This is a genomic window from Nitrosomonas sp. Is35 (genome assembly GCF_033063295.1).
Classification (GTDB): domain Bacteria; phylum Pseudomonadota; class Gammaproteobacteria; order Burkholderiales; family Nitrosomonadaceae; genus Nitrosomonas.
In genome coordinates this window covers 951,223-969,786 of sequence record NZ_JAWJZH010000001.1, presented here as the reverse complement: position 1 = coordinate 969,786, position 18,564 = coordinate 951,223, and the positions used below count along the sequence as shown (strand labels likewise).

The 18,564-nt window shown below is 50.9% G+C and carries 16 protein-coding genes and 1 other RNA gene; 8 read left to right on the top strand and 9 right to left on the bottom strand.

What is annotated here, in order from left to right; genetic code table 11:
• Positions 1–75 precede the first annotated feature (75 nt).
• A complete protein-coding gene (locus R2083_RS04355) occupies positions 76–336 on the top strand; it encodes a hypothetical protein (protein WP_317537650.1) in 261 nt (86 codons plus the stop codon).
• 103 nt (positions 337–439) lie between these two features.
• Here the strand turns inward: R2083_RS04355 and R2083_RS04350 are convergent, their stop codons facing one another.
• The 5 genes from R2083_RS04350 to R2083_RS04330 form a co-directional block, all read right to left on the bottom strand.
• Positions 440–1,663 carry an aminotransferase class I/II-fold pyridoxal phosphate-dependent enzyme gene (locus tag R2083_RS04350; RefSeq protein ID WP_317537649.1) on the bottom strand — a complete coding sequence of 408 codons (1,224 nt, stop codon included), beginning with the start codon at positions 1,661–1,663 and terminating at the stop codon, positions 440–442.
• Between the two features lie 12 nt (positions 1,664–1,675).
• Positions 1,676–2,629: an NAD-dependent epimerase/dehydratase family protein gene (locus R2083_RS04345; RefSeq protein WP_317537648.1), complete on the bottom strand. Its 954-nt coding sequence runs from the start codon at positions 2,627–2,629 to the stop codon at positions 1,676–1,678.
• A gap of 75 nt (positions 2,630–2,704) precedes the next feature.
• Entirely contained in the window at positions 2,705–3,766 is a 1,062-nt protein-coding gene (aroG, locus tag R2083_RS04340; RefSeq protein WP_317530243.1) for a 3-deoxy-7-phosphoheptulonate synthase AroG, read from the bottom strand.
• 116 nt (positions 3,767–3,882) lie between these two features.
• On the bottom strand, positions 3,883–5,316 hold the full coding sequence (locus R2083_RS04335) for a TM0106 family RecB-like putative nuclease (protein ID WP_317537647.1): 1,434 nt from the start codon (positions 5,314–5,316) through the stop codon (positions 3,883–3,885).
• A gap of 115 nt (positions 5,317–5,431) precedes the next feature.
• Entirely contained in the window at positions 5,432–6,559 is a 1,128-nt protein-coding gene (locus R2083_RS04330; RefSeq protein ID WP_317537646.1) for an HD domain-containing phosphohydrolase, read from the bottom strand.
• Between the two features lie 150 nt (positions 6,560–6,709).
• Here R2083_RS04330 and ffs point away from each other — a divergent pair.
• The 4 genes from ffs to rluB all read left to right on the top strand — a co-directional run bounded on the left by ffs (position 6,710) and on the right by rluB (position 9,897).
• An RNA gene (gene ffs, locus R2083_RS04325) (signal recognition particle sRNA small type) lies at positions 6,710–6,808 on the top strand.
• Positions 6,809–6,883: 75 nt separating this feature from the next.
• A complete protein-coding gene (dnaX, locus tag R2083_RS04320; protein WP_317537645.1) occupies positions 6,884–8,476 on the top strand; it encodes a DNA polymerase III subunit gamma/tau in 1,593 nt (530 codons plus the stop codon).
• Between the two features lie 14 nt (positions 8,477–8,490).
• Positions 8,491–8,814, top strand: coding sequence for a YbaB/EbfC family nucleoid-associated protein (locus R2083_RS04315; protein ID WP_317537644.1), 324 nt, complete (start codon positions 8,491–8,493; stop codon positions 8,812–8,814).
• A 252-nt stretch (positions 8,815–9,066) separates the two neighbouring features.
• Positions 9,067–9,897, top strand: coding sequence for a 23S rRNA pseudouridine(2605) synthase RluB (gene rluB, locus R2083_RS04310; protein ID WP_317537643.1), 831 nt, complete (start codon positions 9,067–9,069; stop codon positions 9,895–9,897).
• A 4-nt stretch (positions 9,898–9,901) separates the two neighbouring features.
• On the opposite strand, the gene R2083_RS04305 is transcribed toward rluB, so the two are convergent.
• The 3 genes from R2083_RS04305 to prmB form a co-directional block, all read right to left on the bottom strand.
• Complete coding sequence (locus R2083_RS04305) at positions 9,902–11,419, bottom strand: chemotaxis protein CheW (protein ID WP_317537642.1); 1,518 nt, start codon at positions 11,417–11,419, stop codon at positions 9,902–9,904.
• Between the two features lie 7 nt (positions 11,420–11,426).
• Positions 11,427–14,249: a PAS domain S-box protein gene (locus R2083_RS04300; RefSeq protein ID WP_317537641.1), complete on the bottom strand. Its 2,823-nt coding sequence runs from the start codon at positions 14,247–14,249 to the stop codon at positions 11,427–11,429.
• A 361-nt stretch (positions 14,250–14,610) separates the two neighbouring features.
• Positions 14,611–15,510, bottom strand: coding sequence for a 50S ribosomal protein L3 N(5)-glutamine methyltransferase (prmB, locus tag R2083_RS04295; protein WP_317537640.1), 900 nt, complete (start codon positions 15,508–15,510; stop codon positions 14,611–14,613).
• A 150-nt stretch (positions 15,511–15,660) separates the two neighbouring features.
• Between prmB and tadA the strand changes: the two genes are divergently transcribed.
• Positions 15,661–16,146 carry a tRNA adenosine(34) deaminase TadA gene (tadA, locus tag R2083_RS04290; RefSeq protein ID WP_317537639.1) on the top strand — a complete coding sequence of 162 codons (486 nt, stop codon included), beginning with the start codon at positions 15,661–15,663 and terminating at the stop codon, positions 16,144–16,146.
• Positions 16,136–16,624 (top strand): L,D-transpeptidase, encoded by a 489-nt coding sequence (locus tag R2083_RS04285; protein WP_317530233.1) that lies wholly within the window; start codon positions 16,136–16,138, stop codon positions 16,622–16,624. Before tadA ends, R2083_RS04285 begins: the two co-directional genes overlap by 11 nt.
• A gap of 110 nt (positions 16,625–16,734) precedes the next feature.
• On the opposite strand, the gene R2083_RS04280 is transcribed toward R2083_RS04285, so the two are convergent.
• A complete protein-coding gene (locus tag R2083_RS04280; protein ID WP_317537638.1) occupies positions 16,735–17,043 on the bottom strand; it encodes a hypothetical protein in 309 nt (102 codons plus the stop codon).
• Between the two features lie 729 nt (positions 17,044–17,772).
• Here R2083_RS04280 and R2083_RS04275 point away from each other — a divergent pair.
• The gene (locus R2083_RS04275) at positions 17,773–18,498 is read left to right on the top strand and encodes a TorF family putative porin (RefSeq protein WP_317537637.1); all 726 of its coding nucleotides are present in this window, start codon (positions 17,773–17,775) and stop codon (positions 18,496–18,498) included.
• Positions 18,499–18,564: the final 66 nt, after the last annotated feature.

Sequence of the window (18,564 nt, the reverse complement as noted above, 5' to 3'; positions counted from 1 at the left end):
GAAAAACTCACTTGGCTGAATAAAAACCAGCCCGGTGAGTTAGAATCTCAGTCCTAATCAATACGGGGGAAAAACATGACATTACGCTACCTTTTTATGATTGCGATTGCGATAGCGCTATCAACTTTATCCGCTTGCGGACAAAAACCAACGGAAACCACAGAGAAGGTAGTCGATAAAGTCAACGACGCGCTAGACCGGCGTCCTAACGAAAAAGCGCGTGATGCAATCGAAGATATCACGAGTGCGGTGAAGGACGCTTCTGAAGAAGCTCAGGGAAAAATGGAAGAAATCGCTAAAGAGATCAAGCATCAAAGCGGGGATGCCGCGAAATAATTCAGCTCGAGTTCTGCCGTTTCTTTATTTTTCAATCGCATTGTAGCGTTTATTCTTTTTTCCGTTCACGCGCAAAAATAGCCTAAAACGGGAGAATCCGCCACTACTGACGAAAATCCGCCAACGCATTGAGTAAATAATCCAAATCTTTCTCCGTATGCTCAGCGGAAACCTGCAAGCGGATTTCCTGATCGCCTTGCGGCACGACCGGATAATTCAAACCGGTGGCGAGAATATTGTGGTCTAATAAATGCGCCACCAATGCGGCGGTTTTGGCGGTGTCGCGGATAAATACCGGCACGATGGGGTGCTCTCCGGGCAAAGTTTCAAAACCCAGCTGTTGCAATCCGGATCGGAGTCTAGTGCTGAAGCTGCGCAATCGATCCAGCAGGCGCAAGCCTTCCGCACTTTCCAGAACATCCAGCGCTGCCAATGCAGCGGCCGCTTCGGCGGGCGTAATCGGATTGGAATAGATATATAACGGCGCGGTTTCCCGCAAGTAAGCGATGGCCGTGGCGCTGGCAGCAACGTAACCGCCGTTGACACCGAACGCCTTGCCGAGCGTGGCGACCAATACATCCGCCCGCCCTCCCGTAATTTCTTCAGTACCGCGCCCGGTGCTGCCGAAAGCGCCGACGCCATGCGAGTCATCCACTAGGGTGACAATTCCTTCGGGATAATCGCTTTGGTGCCTGGCACAGCAGGCATCGAGTTCATCCAGCGGCGCATGATCGCCGCGCATGCTGAAAACACCGTCAGTGACCACACAAACCCGTTGATAGCGGTCACGGTTGGTGCTCAGGATTTTTTCCAGATCGTGCATATCACCGTGCGCATAAATCGCTTTTCCAGCCGGATGCGCGAGACGGATCGCGTTAATGATGCAATTGTGGTTCAGCGCATCGCTGACAACCAATGTCTGTTCGGAAATCAATTGCGGCAGCACGCCAACCATCGTGGCATAGGCCGCGCTGAACAGCAGCGCCGCTTCACGGCCATGAAATGCCGCCAGCCTGCGCTCCAGCTCGACATGCGGCGCATACGTGCCGCTGATAAAACGCACCGCGCCGGGACCGGCGCCATACTGTTCCACTGCCAGCGTTTCCGCTGCGATCACGGCGGGATGCCGCGCCAATCCCAAATAGGAATTCGAATTCATGCGCAAAAATGCGCGCTTGCCATAACCGTGCAGCTGATAGCGCGGCCCCAATCCGTTTTCCGGCGCGAGCATGCCGGTAATGATTTTCTCGTCGCCCTTGCGGACGCCTTGCTGTTGCAATTGGTTCAACTTGGCCAGGAATAGCGGTTCCACTTTCGATAGCGACATAGAGATCTCCCATTAACCGTTACGAAATTTGGCGCTGATGTGCGCCAGCATATCGGCCACCATGCCAGGTAAATCGAAACCCGGCTGCCAACCCCATTCAGCCCGCGCGGCACTGTCATCCATATGCCGTGGCCAGGAATCGGCAATCGCTTGCCGCAGCGGATCGACCGTATAGCCGATGGTAAATCCGGGCAGATGCTTTTGTATTTCCGCCGCCAATTGCGCCGGAGTAAAACTCATCGCGGTAACGTTAAAGCCGTTGCGATGCGTCAATTTGCCGGGATCGGTTTGCATCAGTTGCATTGCGGCTGCAATGGCATCGGGCATATACATCATATCCAGTTGGGTATCGGCGCGCAGAAAACAGTCGTAATGCCGCTGTTTGACCGCGGCGTAAAAAATATCCACGGCATAATCGGTCGTGCCGCCGCCGGGCAGCACTTGATTGGAAATCAGTCCGGGATAGCGTAAGCCGCGCGCGTCGACACTGTAGCGGCGATGATAGTAATCGCATAGCAATTCACCCGACACTTTGGTGATGCCATAGATCGTCGAAGGATGCTGCACGGTATCCTGCGGCGTATTGTAAGGTGGTGTGCCGGGACCGAATGCGGCAATGGAACTGGGGAAAAATACCCGGCAATGGTGCTGGCGCGCGCTTTCCAACACATTGAGCAGACCGTTCATGTTGATATCCCAGGCTTGCAGCGGTTGTTCTTCGGCCACTGCGGAAAGCAGTGCGGCGAGGTGGTAAATGATGGTAATACACCGACCGGCAACCACGGCATCAAGCGCTGCCGCATCGCGCACGTCGAGACTGACATAAGGACCGTGCATCAGATGACCAGATGGTTCGTGACGATGACCGGCAGCGATCACACTATCCGCGCCGTAACGCTCACGCAAAGCCAGCGTCAATTCCGCACCGATTTGACCGGTCGCGCCGGTTACCAGAATTTTAGGCATTCCCACCTCCACGCTTCGATATTCTGCCAGCCTTCTGCTTTACAGCGCCTCGCAGAGGGAAATCAGAAAGTTGCGCTATTTCTTCCTGCGCTTTTCAACCGCGTTTGCCAGCTGTTGCAGCACGTGCTCGGTCGCTTCAAAGCTGATGCAGCCGTCCGTAATGCTTTGCCCGTAAACCAATTCCTCGCGTTTTTTACCGTCGGCTTTTTGGTTACCTTCCACCAGATGGCTTTCGATCATCACGCCGCAAATGGCATGGCTACCACCTGCAATCTGTTCCGCCACATCGGCCGCGACATCGGTTTGACGGCGGTAATCCTTGTGGCTATTGGCGTGGCTGAAATCGATCATCAAATGCGGCGGCAGTTTGGCTTTCTTCAATTCTTCCACCGCCGCAGTGACACTGGCGGCATCGTAATTCGGTTTACGCCCGCCACGCAAGATAATGTGACAGTCTTCATTGCCTTTGGTGGCAAAAATCGCGGTATGCCCTTCTTTGGTGACCGACAGAAAATGATGCGGGCGGGAAGCGGCTGCAATCGCGTCAATTGCAATATTCAAATTGCCATACGTGCCATTCTTGAAGCCGATCGGACAGGACACGCCGGAAGCGAGTTCGCGATGCCCCTGGCTTTCGGTCGTGCGCGCGCCGATGGCCGCCCAGCTGATCAAATCCGACAAATACTGCGGACTAATCAGGTCCAGGTATTCGGTGGCCGATGGCATGCCGATGGTATTCAAATCCAGCAGCAACCGGCGCGCCGTCCGCAGACCTTTGTTGATATGAAAACTGTTATCCAGATCGGGATCGTTAATCAGCCCTTTCCAGCCGATGGTCGTGCGCGGTTTTTCAAAATACACGCGCATCACGATATGCAACTGCTGCTTCAGCGTTTCGCGCAAATGCTTCAAACGCGCGGCATACTCCAACGCGGCGTCGACATCGTGAATGGAGCAAGGGCCGACCACAACCAGTAAGCGGTCATCTTCGCCGTGCAGAATGCGATGAGTGGCTTGCCGCGCGGCATAAACGGTTTGCGTCGCATTCTCCGTCATCGGATATTCGCGATGCAGCTCAACCGGCGGAGTCAGTTCATGCACGCCGACAATACGTAAATCATCGGTCTGGTATTTCATAACAATTCCTTTTATAGACTTTCGGGTCTAACAGCAAAGATTCGCCTTGCAATAAACAACGCGGATCGGAAAAAAACGTATTTTAACCTAAGCGGGAAATTTCATCAGAACGGACTTCAGGAAAATCGCTCGCGCAGCCAGACCTCCAGTCTGCGCGTGGCGATCACATCGTCACGGTTATAACCCAGTATTGCGGCTTGCAGTTTTTGCTTCTCGGCCAAGCTTGTTTCCGCGCGGAAACGGTTGAATTGCACCACCGACCATTGCGAACCGGATTCCTCATTTTCCCATTGGAAATTCACCAGCCCCGGATGCTTGCAGATATCCTTCAGTCCATAGCCTTGCAATGGCAACACCAGACAATCCAGCACCGGATTTTGCATGTCGAACAGCGGGCTATCCGCGCCCAGCAACCATTTCACCGTGGCATGATTTCCCATACCGTAACGCTCGGCGTATTTGCCAATCGTCGCCTTTTCGTGGTTGGAATAATGCGCCAGCACCAAGGCCGGATACTGTGACCGGTATTCATCCATTTTCTGCAAAAAACCCAGCCATCCGTCGTAATCGCTGGTTTCATCATCGGTCCAGACGTATTCAAAGCTTTCCCGGCCATACGGCGGCGCCAAAAATCCCCACAGATAAACATGACGCTCGCGATTTGGGGTCAATGGATTGTCTTCGATATCGAAATGAACCCAGGTGCCTTGCGGCAAAACGGCTTTATTCAGTTGAAATACCTCACCGCTCAACATCGAGCGGGCCTGCAAAATGGCGCGGTGCTTGCGTTTACTACCCTTGAGATGCGGCACATCCGGCAGGGATTCGGCCGACTCCCCGGCAAGCTGCGAGATCGTTGCAATTCCGGCTTGCGCCAGATGATCCGCGGCTTTGCCGTGCACGCCGTACAACAGCGAAATATCCTCCTTGGCTTCGAATTCTGGGCGGCAAACCGCTTGGTGCGGACAAATGCGGCATTTGCTATGGCTATAACGGACTGCGGGCGGTTGCGGCAAATCCAGCAAGGCTCGCATGCTGGTAATAAACTCATCGACCAATGGCTCGACTTCATCGCCCAATTGCGCAACACGGCCATTGCCCAAAAAAACCATCGCCGGTAAATCGTTGGCGAGCAAACGGCGATAAATTCCCAGTTGAATCTGAATCGATTTTTTATTTTCACTCGAGGAAAGCTTCGCATCCGCAGACTGATATTGCCCGCTTTCATGCCGGATCAGGAAATCGGGATAACCCACCAACCCCTGCCGTTCATCCAGCAAACGGCCCTGGTAGATAAACGGCACACCTTGCTGCATCAAGGCTTGCGTATGTTCAAAAGAGACCGCTTTGCTGACGGCATATTGATCTCCCAGCTTGGCCAGCATGGCGGCTTCATGTTCCAGCCCAAGATCGCTGAGCAGCCGATTAAATCCATCGAGTTCCGCTGCAACCGGTTGATGTTTATCCAGCCAGACACGCCGGACACAAGTCATCCATGCGCTGGCGTCACTGGGTTTGATCAGAGTTGGGGAAAAATTACCGGCAGTCATCGCTCTACGAGTGAGCTTCTCATAAAACTGCTGATTTTAGCGGATTTAAACCATTTGTTGCGGATGGATTTTGCGGGAAAAATCCGGTTGATCCCGGTGCAGCGGCCAGGCACCGCTAACCGTAGATATCTTCCTTAAACTGTTGTTGAATCGATTCCACTTTCTGCCGGTTTTCAATCAATGCTTGCACGCAATCGATATCCAGTTTTTCACCGGCGAGCTGTTGCAACATGGCGAATGCTTTTTCATTGCCCCACGCTTCCTTATAAGGACGGCGCGACGTCAGCGCATCAAACACGTCGGCCACTGCGACGATGCGCGCTTCCAGCGGAATCTCATCATTGCGTTTACCGGTAGGATAACCGCTGCCGTTCACCGCTTCATGGTGAAATTCAGCGATATTGCGCAGTACGTCGATATGATTGATATTGCCGAAGCCAAAGTTCATGACGATATCATCAATCATTTCCCTGCCTTTTCGCGCATGCGTATTCATGATCGCCCGTTCTTCCGCGTTCAGCGGCCCCGGTTTCAGCAAGATACTGTCAGGTATGGCGATCTTCCCGATATCGTGCAGCGGTGAAAACATGAAAACTTGCTCGATATATGCATCGTCCAGATCGTATCGATCAGCCAGCGCTTCGGCGATGATGCGGCTGTAGCGCGACATGCGATCCAGATGGCTGCCCGTTTCGGGATCGCGGAAATGGGTAATACCGCTGGTTGTTTTCAACGCGGCGTTCATGACCTTCAATGTGGCCAGTTCATTGACGATCATCAGCGCGATCAGGTGTCCGTAGATATCGAGAATGCTTAATACATTCTCGGTGAATACCTCCGCTTCATGCGAATTAAAAAACAAAAATCCGACAAACTCGCCGCCATGAAAAATCGGCATGGTATAGCTCGCGGCGTAGCCGGAGCGGCCAATGCGCTGGGTATGCTCGTGCGTGCCGTTCTCAAAAGTCACCAGGTTATTGACCACCCGCGGCAAGCCTTGGACAAGGATTTCCTTGAGCGACGGCGCGTTATCCAACGACGTTTGATAGTGTAGCAAGGGGTTTTCTCCCTCGCTGCTATTCAGATACGTTTTTAGCACTCGCGTATCGGGATCGTACAGCGCGATTGCAATCCGTGAAATAAACGTAAATTTATTCTGTACAGAGCGATGTGCGCTGATCATTTTATCCTTCAACGGTAACGGTTTATTCAAGTCGTCGAGCAGATCACGATGATTAAACATTTTGCAATTCCCGGGGAAAAATAACATAACGGCCAGATCAAATTTGAGTTTGAATTTATTTCCTTTTACCGGCAAATGCGCACTTCAACCGTGATTGAAATTGGAGTAATCCATCATCAACTGGTATACTTCCGCCACATTGAGTTTTATGGCGGGCCTCCCCGCATTGCAAGGTAGTCAATCTGGTCAGGTCCGGAAGGAAGCAGCCACAGCTATTTATTGCGAGTGCCGGGGGTCGGGCTCGCCACCCAACACGAACTGGGATCTGCCTTTCCGGATTTTTACTGGTTTAACAGGATCTAATTCGCTTTTCCAATCAAAAACGTGTCCCAAACACAAGTCCTTGCGCGTAAGTGGCGCCCGAGAAATTTTTCCGAATTGACTGGACAGGAGCATGTGGTCAGAGCATTGACCAATGCGCTTGAGCAAAACCGTTTACACCATGCGTATTTACTGACCGGCACGCGCGGTGTCGGCAAAACCACCATCGCCCGCATTCTGGCGAAGTCACTCAACTGTGAAACCGGTGTCACCGCAACGCCTTGCGGTGCCTGTGCGGCATGTCTGCAAATCGACGCGGGAAGTTTTATCGATTTGATCGAATTAGACGCGGCGTCCAACACGCAAGTCGATAACATGCGCGAACTGCTGGAAAATGCGCTGTACGCCCCCACCGGTGCGCGTTATAAGATTTACATCATCGACGAAGTGCACATGCTGTCGAAATCGGCGTTCAATGCCATGTTGAAAACATTGGAAGAGCCGCCCGCGCATGTCAAATTCGTGCTAGCGACCACCGATCCGCAAAAAATCCCGATTACCGTGTTATCCCGCTGTTTGCAATTCAACCTGAAACAAATTCCGCAAACGCAGATTGCCGCCCACCTCAAGCATATCTTGGCGCAGGAAAACATTCCTTGCGACACCCCCTCGTTGCAGTTGGTCGCGCGCGCCGCGCAAGGCAGCATGCGCGATGCGCTCAGTCTGCTGGATCAAGCCATCGCGTTCGGCGAAGGCAAAATCGAGGAAGCCGGTGTGCGGGATATGCTCGGCATCATCGATCAAGGCTATTTGTTCGATCTGCTCGAAGCTTTGGTGCAGCGGGATGGCGCAAAATTATTGTCTCTGGCCGATGAAATGGAAGCGCAGTGCCTTTCCTTCGATTCCGCTTTGCAGGATCTGGCCGCTCTGCTGCACCGTATCGCGCTGGCGCAAACCGTGCCGCAGGCGATCAGAGAGGATACCCCGGAATACGCGCGTATCGTTGCGTTGGCAAAATCCTTAGCGCCCGATGATGTGCAACTGTTCTATCAGATCGCATTGCACGGGCGCAGCGATCTGAGTCTGGCTCCCGATGAATATGCCGGTTTTACCATGACACTGTTACGCATGCTGACATTCATGCCGGATGATCTGGCATCGCATCGCCAGAGCCCGCAGGCCGCACCTGTGAGCAGCAAGCCATCCGTAACAGCGGAGAAAAAACCGCAAGCGGCGCCCAGACAAACTCTCCCGCAAGAAAACACCGCCGCTCCCCTGCTGGACTGGCCGCAACTGAGCCAGCAATTGAAGCTGACCGGCATGGCAAAAATGCTGGCGCATCACAGCGAAGCTAAAACCATCACCGGGGAAAAGATAGAATTATGCGTGCCGGATGTGCATAAGCATCTGCTGGAAAAAAAATATCAGGATAAAATTCAAGCAGCGCTGAATAGCTATTTTGGCAAGCCCGTTATCTTGAGTTTTTCCGTCGGCAGCATCACCGGATTAACACCGGTGGCACTGCAACAACGCGAAGAAGAAGAGAAACAGACCAATGCCATTGCAGCCATTGAAAAGGATCCGGTCGTACAAGAATTGATTGAGCAGTTTGACGCAAAACTGATCGTTCCTTCCATTAAACCCATTGAAAAATAAAGGAGACAAAAGAAATGAGAGGTAATATCGGAAACATGATGAAACAAGCGCAAATGATGCAGGAAAACATGCGGCAAATGCAGGAAAATCTGGCCAGTATTGAAGTCGAAGGCCAATCCGGCGCCGGCATGGTAAAAGTCACGATGACCTGTCGTCATGATGTCAAACGCGTCAACATTGATAGCAGCTTGATCGGCGACGACAAAGAAATGCTGGAAGATCTGGTCGCTGCGGCTTTCAATGACGCCGTCCGTAAAGTCGAAACGACCACGCAGGAAAAAATGGCAGCACTGACCAGCGGCATGGGATTACCACCAGGAATAAAATTTCCATTTTAGGAATATTCTGTTATCGCACCGCAAAGCGCGAGCATAGAGAATAGCAGGATATCGACAGAAAGCCGCAGGGGTGCCATACACTTGCGGCAAACAATCTCACAGTCTTTGATAGGCAAATTATCGCCGAATGTGGCGATGCTTTGCCATGAGTTCAAAGAACAAGCATGATTGGCACCGGAATAGTTTAAAATCCGCCATTGCGCGCATTACTACTCATTTCAACTGTCAGCACACATCGCAGGCCACCTATCCATGAAAGTTAAGAGACCACTTAGACCGGCCATAAAAAAAACACCGTCCGCTGAACGCGCGCCAAGCCAGAAACCGGTCACAACACATGACGAACCGCCAGCAGTGACTTTTAAGCTGCAAAAGCTGCTGGCGCAAAAAGGATTGGGCTCGCGGCGGGAAATGGAGGAATTAATTGCGACCGGTGCAGTCAGCGTCAACGGCAAGACCGCCACACTCGGCGACCGCGCCGGGCCAGGTGACGTGATCCGTATCGGCCGGCGCGTGATTCGCGTTCATGCCGAAGCGGATTTGCCCAAAGTGCTGCTGTATCACAAACCCGAAGGCGAAATCGTCAGCCGTGACGACCCGGAAGGCCGCCCTTCCGTTTTCGACAGGCTGCCGCATCTGCGATCATCCAAATGGATCGCCATCGGTCGGCTGGATTTCAATACCAGCGGACTGCTGATTTTCACCAACGATGGCACATTGGCCAACCGGCTCATGCACCCGCGCTTTGAAATGGAGCGCGAATACGCCGTACGCATACTCGGCGAACTGACCGAAGAACAAATGCAACAACTCACCACCGGCGTGACACTGGACGACGGCGAAGCGGCATTCACCTACCTTGCCGACCAAGGCGGCGAAGGCTCGAATCACTGGTACCGCGTCATCCTGAAAGAAGGCAAGAACCGCGAAGTACGGCGCATGTTCGAGGCCATCGGACTCACCGTCAGCCGCCTGATGCGCGTACGCTTCGGCCCGATCAATCTGCCACCACGGATCAAACGCGGACAATGGCTGGAACTTGATGAGAAGGAAACGCGGCGGTTGTTGAGTTTGATTGGCTAGATCTTTACGCGGCGGTCAATCGCTTTGCGCGAAAAGCTCTGGCAATTTTCTCCAGATCTAAAACCGGTATCATGCGGATCGAATTATTTACCCCGATCTGGGCCAGTTTGTTGGAATGTATCGCAAGCATCAGGCTGCTCCGCTCAGCTCCGCCCAATTGAGGCAATTCCGGTTCCCACTGTGCCGGTTCGATTGATTCCAGCGCGGGAATCGCGAACCCCATCGCTTCGTTATCGACTTCAACAACCAGCACGCTGGTTGCCGCGGTTCTTTGGATAGATTTTCCGGTTACCAAACGGCTCAGACAAACCACCGGGATGCTGCATCCGCGCACGACCACCATTCCCAGCATGGGGCCGCCTTGATCCAGGATAGGAATATCGCTTGTGAATGGCAAAATTTCCTTTATTTGCTCGAAAGGTGAGGCTGTTTCGCCATCAAGCTGATAAGTAATCATATTAGGACGTTTTCCCGGTTTTCCGCTGTCCGGTGTAGCTTTTTGCGTGGCATGCCGGTTTGCGGCGGATTGATCGGTCGTGTTAACACCGGCAAGATTGACTACTTGCGGATCGGACTTAAGCGCTGCGTCGTCCAATACAAAATATCGTGATGCCGCAGCCAGCTCATGCTGAAGGGTTGTATCCGGCAGCACACCGCAGAACAAGGAAGGCCGCGGCACAGTGTAAGCAGGCATGCTGATTACTTCACTTTTGTGTATACGGATAACATTAATGACTTTGCTTACAAGAAGCGCGACCATCCCTTGCGGCAAGTGAATCAAAACGGCTTGTAAATGCGCGGTTAAATCTATTTCACCGAGTCCGCATAGATTCAGCAAGTCGAGTACCGGAACCTTAGCGCCATCGTAACTGATCACACCATGGCAATTGCCCATCGCCAATGCCGAATGTTCAATGGTGAAATCCGACATCGTCGTATAAACCGCCATTGCATCGATAGCGAGTGCGACTGAACCGCAACGCATCAGCAGCATAGGGTGCATTTTGCCGTTTTGAGCTTTATCTTCCTCCTCGCCGGAGACACTCTCCACACGCCTCGACTCGGGATCTTCCGTCACGGGAACATCTTTAAGCATGATCAGCGCCGCTGGAGACAATATATTAACCAGCACACCGTCATCGTCACGCCGGAGACAACCGCAGTACACTGGAAGATCGGCGGCGGCAAAAGTTATCCGGTTGGTGTTTTTCTCATTGCCGGTGAATACCCCGGTTACCGTTTCCGTGAGCAAACCTAGCAGCTTGTTCTCGTACGCCATGATAATGACATTCGGAAACGCAATATCCGTAACCGTCAAATCCAGTGCAATGCGCAGATCAATAACCGGCACCATGACCCCGCGTAAATCAATACCGCCGATTACGTATGGCGCGGCGCATGGCAATTTCGCCAGTACGCCGCAGGGTATCACTTCGCGCAAGGTTTCCATCGGTAACGCCAGATCCATGCCCGCGATGCGAAACCCGCCATAGCCTGCTTGAGTTGTAGTCGCGTCCATCATTTTTATTTTATGATGCCTTCGTGCTGGCGATTTGTTCAATCAGCAGACTGACTTCTTTAGCCATCGTGCTTTGGCTTTCCGCCGATTCGGCAATTTCCGCCACGCTCTTACTGGTTCGAGCGACGCCAGACATAATACCTTCAAAACTGCGCGACGCATCCCGGCTTACTTCCGCTCCTTTCTCGACATGCTGTGTCGATTCATCGATCAGCTTGGTGATCTCGCGCGCCGCCACCGAACTGCGCTCGGCCAGTTTGCGCACCTCATCGGCTACCACCGAAAAACCGACCCCATGCTCACCGGCGCGCGCTGCTTCGATTGCCGCGTTAAATGCCAGCAGATTGGTTTGATTGGCGATATCCCCGATCACACCCACGATCTCCGATACCCTTGCAGAGCTGGTCTGAATCGACGCAATCGCGGCGATCGATTTTTGCAATGCATCGAAACCGGATTGTGCCGCCGTGGAAGAATCATGCGCCAATTCCGCTGCCACACCTGAATTGGCAGCAATCGCATCGACACTTTCAATCAGTTTGCGAACCTGAATATTCATTTCTGCAGCACCTGCTGCGATACGTTTTTCCAATTTCACTTCGTTCGTGACATCGTGCGCATATTTCACGATTTTCATCACTTTCCCATTGAGATCGAAGATCGGGTTATAGGTTGCCTGTATCCAGACATCGCGATCGAATTTACCGACACGATGAAAACGGCCGCTGATAAATTCACCCTCACTCAACCGCAACCAGAAATCGCGGTATTCCTTGCTCTGAGTATATTCACCGGAACAAAAAATACTATGATGCTGATTCTGTATCTCGCGCAATGTATAACCCATTGCCGTCAAGAAATTCCGATTGGCGTTGAGCACATGGCCATTCAGATCGAATTCGATCACCGCTTGTCCGCGGTCGATTGCCGATACTTTCGCTTCAAATTCCGAGGTATGCAGTTTGCTGGCCGTGACATCGGAAGCAAACTTCACCACTTTGGCTGGATTTCCTTGCGGATCAAGAATCGGGTTGTAGGTTGCTTGAATCCAGATTTCGCGATTATTTTTACCGATCCGCTTGTACTCACCCGATTCAAATTCTCCTCGAGACAAGCGCTCCCAAAACGCATGGTATCCCGCGCTTGCGGCTTCTTCCGGATCGACAAACATGCGATGATGCCGCCCCGTGATGTCGTCCAAATTCAAGCCCGTCAACTTGAGAAAGTTTTCATTGGCTGTCAGAACCTTACCGCTCATATCAAACTCGATTACCGCTTGCGAGCGATCAATTGCACTCATTTTACCTTCAGCATCCAATCGACTCAGTTTGGCATCAGTTACATCGTCAGCAAGCATCAACACCTTCACCAAGTGCCCGTCAAGCCCCATAACCGGACTGAAATTAGCCAAAAACCACCGTTCTATTCCACCGGCGCCCTTGCGCCTAACCTCGATATTTTTTGCATGTCCTTCACGCATGGAACGCCAAATACCAGTACTAACACTACTGCGAGTATCTTCTTCAAATTGAATATGGCTTTCTGATTTACCAACGAGGTCTTCAAGTCCGAAACCCAACGCATTCTGCATCCTCTCGTTAGCACTCAGGATATGACCATCCGCGGATAATTCCAAAATACAATTACTGTTAGAAACAGCGTCCATTCGCGCTGACACTTCCATTCCAAGCAGCTTAGATGCAGTGATATCACTGCAATACTTTACTACCCGCACCGGTTGTCCGTTCAGATCAAGAATCGGGTTATACGTGGCTTGAATCCATACCCGCTTGCCATTCTTACCTACGCGTAAATATTCACCTGAATAAAATTCACCTTCGCCCAGTTTCTGCCAGAAAACACGGTAAGCACCACTAGCCGCTTCTTCTTTGTCGACAAAAATACGGTGATGTTGCCCGTTGATTTCTTTCAGCGTATAGCCCATCAATTTGAGGAAATTTTCATTTGCGTCCAGCACATTACCAGCCAAGTCGAATTCAATGACACCTTGTGAGCGTGATATGGCTGCGATTTTGCCTTCATTCGACAGGGATACCAATTTTGCGCCAGTGATGTCGTTCGCAAATTTGATGATTTTGCAGGGTTTTCCATCCACATCCAGGATCGGTGTATAAGTCGCCTGCAACCATACCGGCCGGCCTTGCCGGTTTAACCGCATGAATTCCCCATGTTTATGTTTACCAGCGCGTAAATCGTCCCAGAAAACTTGATAGTCCGGGCTTTTCTCATAAGCCTCTTCACAAAATATACGATGATGCTTGCGTACAACTTCTTGCAGCGTGTAGCCCAATGCTTCCAGAAATTTTTTGTTGGCTGTCAACACATAACCATCGAGATCGAATTCGATAATAGCGTGCGTATGGTTGATAGCCTCAATTTTTCCATCATCTTCGAGCGATTTGGATTTTCTGGCCGTAATATCACTGGCTACTTTAACGACCTTGCATGGCTTACCGTTACCATCCAGTACCGGGATATAGCTAGCGCAAATATATATATCATGTCCATTGGCCGCAACGCGGCGAAAATCGCCAGAGGTGTATTTTCCCGCGCGCAAATCCGCCCACAAGTTCTTATATTCCTCGCTATCGGCCGCACCGGAAGGGCAAAGTTGACTATGATGCTTACCCACCAGATCTTCCAGAGAATATTCAAATAATGTCAGGAAATTAGTGTTGGCAGTCTGTATGTTGCCATCGAGATCAAATTCGATAATGGCCTGGCTTTGCTCAATCGCCTTATAAACCTTGGTCAAATGCTCTTGATCGCCTTCAGATAAGGCTTGTGCTTTAATGGATGGTAAAGCTGACATATTCTCTCTCCAAATCTCCTTGATTTAATAGATGTACCGCAATAGCTTGTAGGTTTACTCTGATAGACCATAGGCGCGCACTGACAGTACGGTTCATTTCAATTACGGCAAGAATACTCTCTGGTTAAACACCGATCAGAATGATCTTTATCGATCTAATCCACCCATCGCTTCAATAAAGAAAATGTAAGACAGGTGTGTGAAACACGACACAGAAGTGCCAGCGCAATGACACTTAACCGTAAATCATGCGGAAACATTGACGAAACAAACAGGAGTGATTGCTCAGCAGGCAATGCCGGAAAAATCAAACGATAGGATTGAAGTATATTTAGGTGAGAAACATGCCCCCTTCGATGGGCTAGCAATTCGGCAATTGATCCTTTTGCAGCAGAAAAACAAACGCATCCCCCGCACTGGTTTCCAGCCAGGTGAACGGTAATTGCGGAAACGCCTGTTCCAGCGCGTCGCGGTTGTGGCCGATTTCGACGATCAGAATGCCGTCATCGGTCAAATGCTGCGTGGCTTGTTGCAGGATTTTCCGGGTTGCATCCAGGCCATCGCCGCCGCTGGCCAATGCGTTTTCCGGTTCATGGCGGTACTCCTGCGGCAATTGTTGCATCGATTCGGCGTTGACGTACGGCGGGTTGCTGATGATCAGGTCGTAGCGCTTTCCGTGCAGGGCTGAGAACAGATCGGACTGGATCAAGCCGACACGGTCTTGCAGGCCGTAATCCTGCACATTCTTATGCGCCACGGCGAGCGCGTGCGGGGAGATGTCGGCAGCGTCGATGTGCGCATTGTCGAACGCGTGCGCCAGCAAAATGGCAAGGCAACCCGATCCGGTGCAGAGATCGAGCGCGGCGGTGATGTGATCGGGGTCGGCGATCCACGGTGCCAGTTGCGTTTGCAGCAGTTCGGCGATGAACGAACGCGGGATGATCACGCGTTCGTCGACATAAAAGCTGAAATCGCCGAGCCAGGCTTCGTGCGTCAGGTATGCCGCGGGAATGCGGTCTTTGACGCGGCGCTCGATGATGTCCAGCACTTGCTTGCACTCCACATCAGTGATGCGCGCATCCAGGAACGGTTCCAGCCGGTCCAGTGGCAAATAGAGCGTTTTCAGAATAAGATACGCCGCTTCATCGTACGCATTGGCGGAGCCGTGGCCAAAGTACAGCCCTGCTTTGTTGAACTGGCTGACAGCGAAACGTAAAAGATCACGGATGGTATGAAGTTGCGATTGCGCTTGAGCGATCATAGGTAGTCACAATGTTAGAAAAATGAGGTGTTGATGTTAAAGCGTCCGGAGAATGCTTTACCGGCCGGAATGGGGTAGCAATGTAGCACAAAAACCGCCGTGACGATGAAACGGTGACTATCGATTTTTTGCAACGAAAACGGAACGCCATTGGAAACAAATCCCGATCATTATTTCATGCAAGCCGCATTGGAATTAGCGCAGAAAGCGCAGGATTGCGGCGAAGTACCGGTAGGCGCGGTGGTGGTGCAAAATAGCCGCATTATCGGACACGGCTACAACCGCCCGATCTCCACCGCCGATCCCGCCGCACATGCCGAGATCATGGCGATGCGCGCTGCCGGTAGCCATCTGGGCAATTACCGCTTGCTCGGCTGCACGTTGTATGTGACGCTGGAGCCATGCACGATGTGCATCGGCGCAATTTTTCACGCACGCATTCAACGTCTGGTATATGCGGCGACTGACCCGAAAACCGGAGCGTGCGGCAGCGTCATCGACCTTCCGGCAGAAACCCGGCTGAATCATCATTTGCAGGTAGAAGCCGGTATGATGGCAACCGAAGCCAGCACATTATTGAAACAGTTTTTTGCGCAAAGGCGCAAGGCAAGTGAGCGGAACAACCATGAAAATTGATATCACGATTGCAGCCCAGCAACTGGATTTACTGGATGAACACGGACAAATCGTGCGGCAATACCGGATTTCCTCGGCCAAGAACGGCACCGGTCAGGAAAATGGAAGTTTCTGCACACCGCTCGGGAAACATATCATCCGCGCCAAGATCGGCGCCGGTCAGCCGGTCAATACGGTTTTTATCAAACGCCGCCCAACCGGGGAAATTTATTCGCCGGAGTTTGCCGCGCAATTTCCCAGAAGGGATTGGATTCTGACGCGTATTTTATGGCTATGCGGCTGTGAACCCGGTTTTAACCGTTTCGGTACGGTGGATACCATGCGCCGCTATATTTACATTCACGGCACGCCGGATAGCGTGGAAATGGGTAAACCCGGATCAATCGGGTGTATCCGCATGCGCAACAGCGAATTACTGGAGTTGTTTGACTGGGTGAGTGCGGGAACTGAGGGCACTGAGGTAAATATTCACCGGTAACAGCCTGAGACGGGGCGCCGCACTTTTGCAACCTATTGGCGTTAAGCGCAGCGCAATGGATCAAGTATTTCCGCTAGCCCCGTCTTTGTTATTCTCATTTTTGCAAATGCCTATACCAGCAGCGAACTCTTGTTTCTAGCTCGTGAAGCAGAACCGTCATCGATTAAAATCTTGAGCGCAGGAAACTCTTTTTGATGCAGCTCCTGCAAGGTATAGATTTCCTGTAGTACTTCCAATGGAAATCCTTGCCTGTTCTGTTCTTTTTCAACAACCAGCAATTTCTGGATGAGCTGATAGAATTCCTTGTATCCCCAATGCAGTTCGATCATATCCGCAATTCTTTTGTAGCTCGTATCAAGTAACGATTCTTTATCGCCTAAATAAGCTTTAAATCCTTTGATTGAATTTTTTAATGGCATGTCAGTACTCCTTATGCTTTTCCAATATAAATTATTCATTGATAGCTGAAAAATTGGACTCATCCCAGCTTAATATTTTGGGATTACGGATTCTTCTGTAGAAAATACAGAAATCTCACGTCTCAGTTTTTATATTTAACGGCAAACTGTAGGAATTATCTGAGTCAATTTTTAAAAAATTTTTTATGCTGAATAACCTGAGAGCAAAATCGAGCTCAATTGAAATAACGCGCACTTCAGGAAAGTACCGTATTGCTGATTAAAACCATTCAAAGCAGATATGCTTCATAAAATTTAACCGGTTCCTCCCACCCCTTGCTCATAGGTATTTGACGCAGCGATCAAATCAAACCTTATAAGCGCCGGTGTTCCGTAAAGTATTTTCAATCTTTAAATCTCCTAACGAGGTGGCCTACTTAAAATTATTTTTTTCTTCTGTGCGTTTATTCTGGCAGAACGGCAAAAGGTTCAACGTTGATAAAAATTCTTTGCGGCATAGATTGGAGCCCGCTCATGGACGCGTCATAAAATTCAATCCGTTCAATGCAAATCAACAGCTTGCAGCGCTCATGAATCAATTGATCACAAAGATTACTACGCCATGATGTTAAAATTTCCTACTGGAAATTCATTTTGAGTTTTAATTTATCCACGAAACTCCCGTTCTCATTACCCGGCACTGAATCACTTTAAAACAATCGATGGTTTAATCATTTGCGTCCACAATCCATGAAAATAAAAAACCATCGGCTGTTAGGATTGCTGTTCATTCTGAGTTATCCGGTCAGCGCTCATGCGCAGCTAAGCGCCAGCGTAACCGGCACGACCGATTATATTTGGCGCGGTTATTCCAAAAGCGATGGAAAACCCGCCGCACAGCTCAATATAGATTACGGGTTCAAATCGGGTCTTTATCTCGGCACTTTTGCTTCCACCGTCAATTTTGCCGATCAGGGATTCGCCGCGCGTTCCGATGCGGAATTCAAGCCCTATGTCGGTTGGGCCTATCAGCTATCGGATGACTGGCGCTTTAATGCGGAGTGGACCCGTTATATTTTCACGGGCAAAATCTTCGGTCAGGAAGTTGATTACAACGAATTTTACTGGCATACACATTTCCGCGATTTGCTATCCGCCAACTTTAGCTTCTCCGAAAATGGCTACCAGCAAAACCATATGTCGTTCAACTATGAAATCACCGGACGCTACCCGATCACCAGCTCCATCGAAATGTCAGGCACGTTCGGCTACAGCCAGCAGAAGAAAGTGCTGCACTATGATTACCTGTATTGGACTTCCGGCGTGACTTGGCATTTTTCCCCGAACATCGGTGTCGATGTCCGCTACTATTCCGGATTGGATTTAGGTGCCGAAAAAGAACATATTGCTGGCTGGCAATTCCGTCCGCACGTGGTCGATAACCGGGTTTTATTCTCTATTACCGTCGGATTCTGATTTTTATTTCTGCCGCAATGAACTTTTAATCCGCCACACGGAATAGACAGGGCAAATTTACCGAGA

Excerpts from the sequence above, each read along its gene's own strand:
- R2083_RS04355 (WP_317537650.1), top strand. The coding sequence starts at position 76 with ATGACATTACGCTACCTTTTTATGATTGCGATTGCGATAGCGCTATCA.
- R2083_RS04350 (WP_317537649.1), bottom strand. The coding sequence starts at position 1,663 with ATGTCGCTATCGAAAGTGGAACCGCTATTCCTGGCCAAGTTGAACCAA.
- R2083_RS04345 (WP_317537648.1), bottom strand. The coding sequence starts at position 2,629 with ATGCCTAAAATTCTGGTAACCGGCGCGACCGGTCAAATCGGTGCGGAA.
- aroG (WP_317530243.1), bottom strand. The coding sequence starts at position 3,766 with ATGAAATACCAGACCGATGATTTACGTATTGTCGGCGTGCATGAACTG.
- R2083_RS04335 (WP_317537647.1), bottom strand. The coding sequence starts at position 5,316 with ATGACTGCCGGTAATTTTTCCCCAACTCTGATCAAACCCAGTGACGCC.
- R2083_RS04330 (WP_317537646.1), bottom strand. The coding sequence starts at position 6,559 with ATGTTTAATCATCGTGATCTGCTCGACGACTTGAATAAACCGTTACCG.
- R2083_RS04315 (WP_317537644.1), top strand. The coding sequence starts at position 8,491 with ATGAGAGGTAATATCGGAAACATGATGAAACAAGCGCAAATGATGCAG.
- rluB (WP_317537643.1), top strand. The coding sequence starts at position 9,067 with ATGAAAGTTAAGAGACCACTTAGACCGGCCATAAAAAAAACACCGTCC.
- R2083_RS04305 (WP_317537642.1), bottom strand. The coding sequence starts at position 11,419 with ATGATGGACGCGACTACAACTCAAGCAGGCTATGGCGGGTTTCGCATC.
- R2083_RS04300 (WP_317537641.1), bottom strand. The coding sequence starts at position 14,249 with ATGTCAGCTTTACCATCCATTAAAGCACAAGCCTTATCTGAAGGCGAT.
- prmB (WP_317537640.1), bottom strand. The coding sequence starts at position 15,510 with ATGATCGCTCAAGCGCAATCGCAACTTCATACCATCCGTGATCTTTTA.
- R2083_RS04285 (WP_317530233.1), top strand. The coding sequence starts at position 16,136 with ATGAAAATTGATATCACGATTGCAGCCCAGCAACTGGATTTACTGGAT.
- R2083_RS04280 (WP_317537638.1), bottom strand. The coding sequence starts at position 17,043 with ATGCCATTAAAAAATTCAATCAAAGGATTTAAAGCTTATTTAGGCGAT.
- R2083_RS04275 (WP_317537637.1), top strand. The coding sequence starts at position 17,773 with ATGAAAATAAAAAACCATCGGCTGTTAGGATTGCTGTTCATTCTGAGT.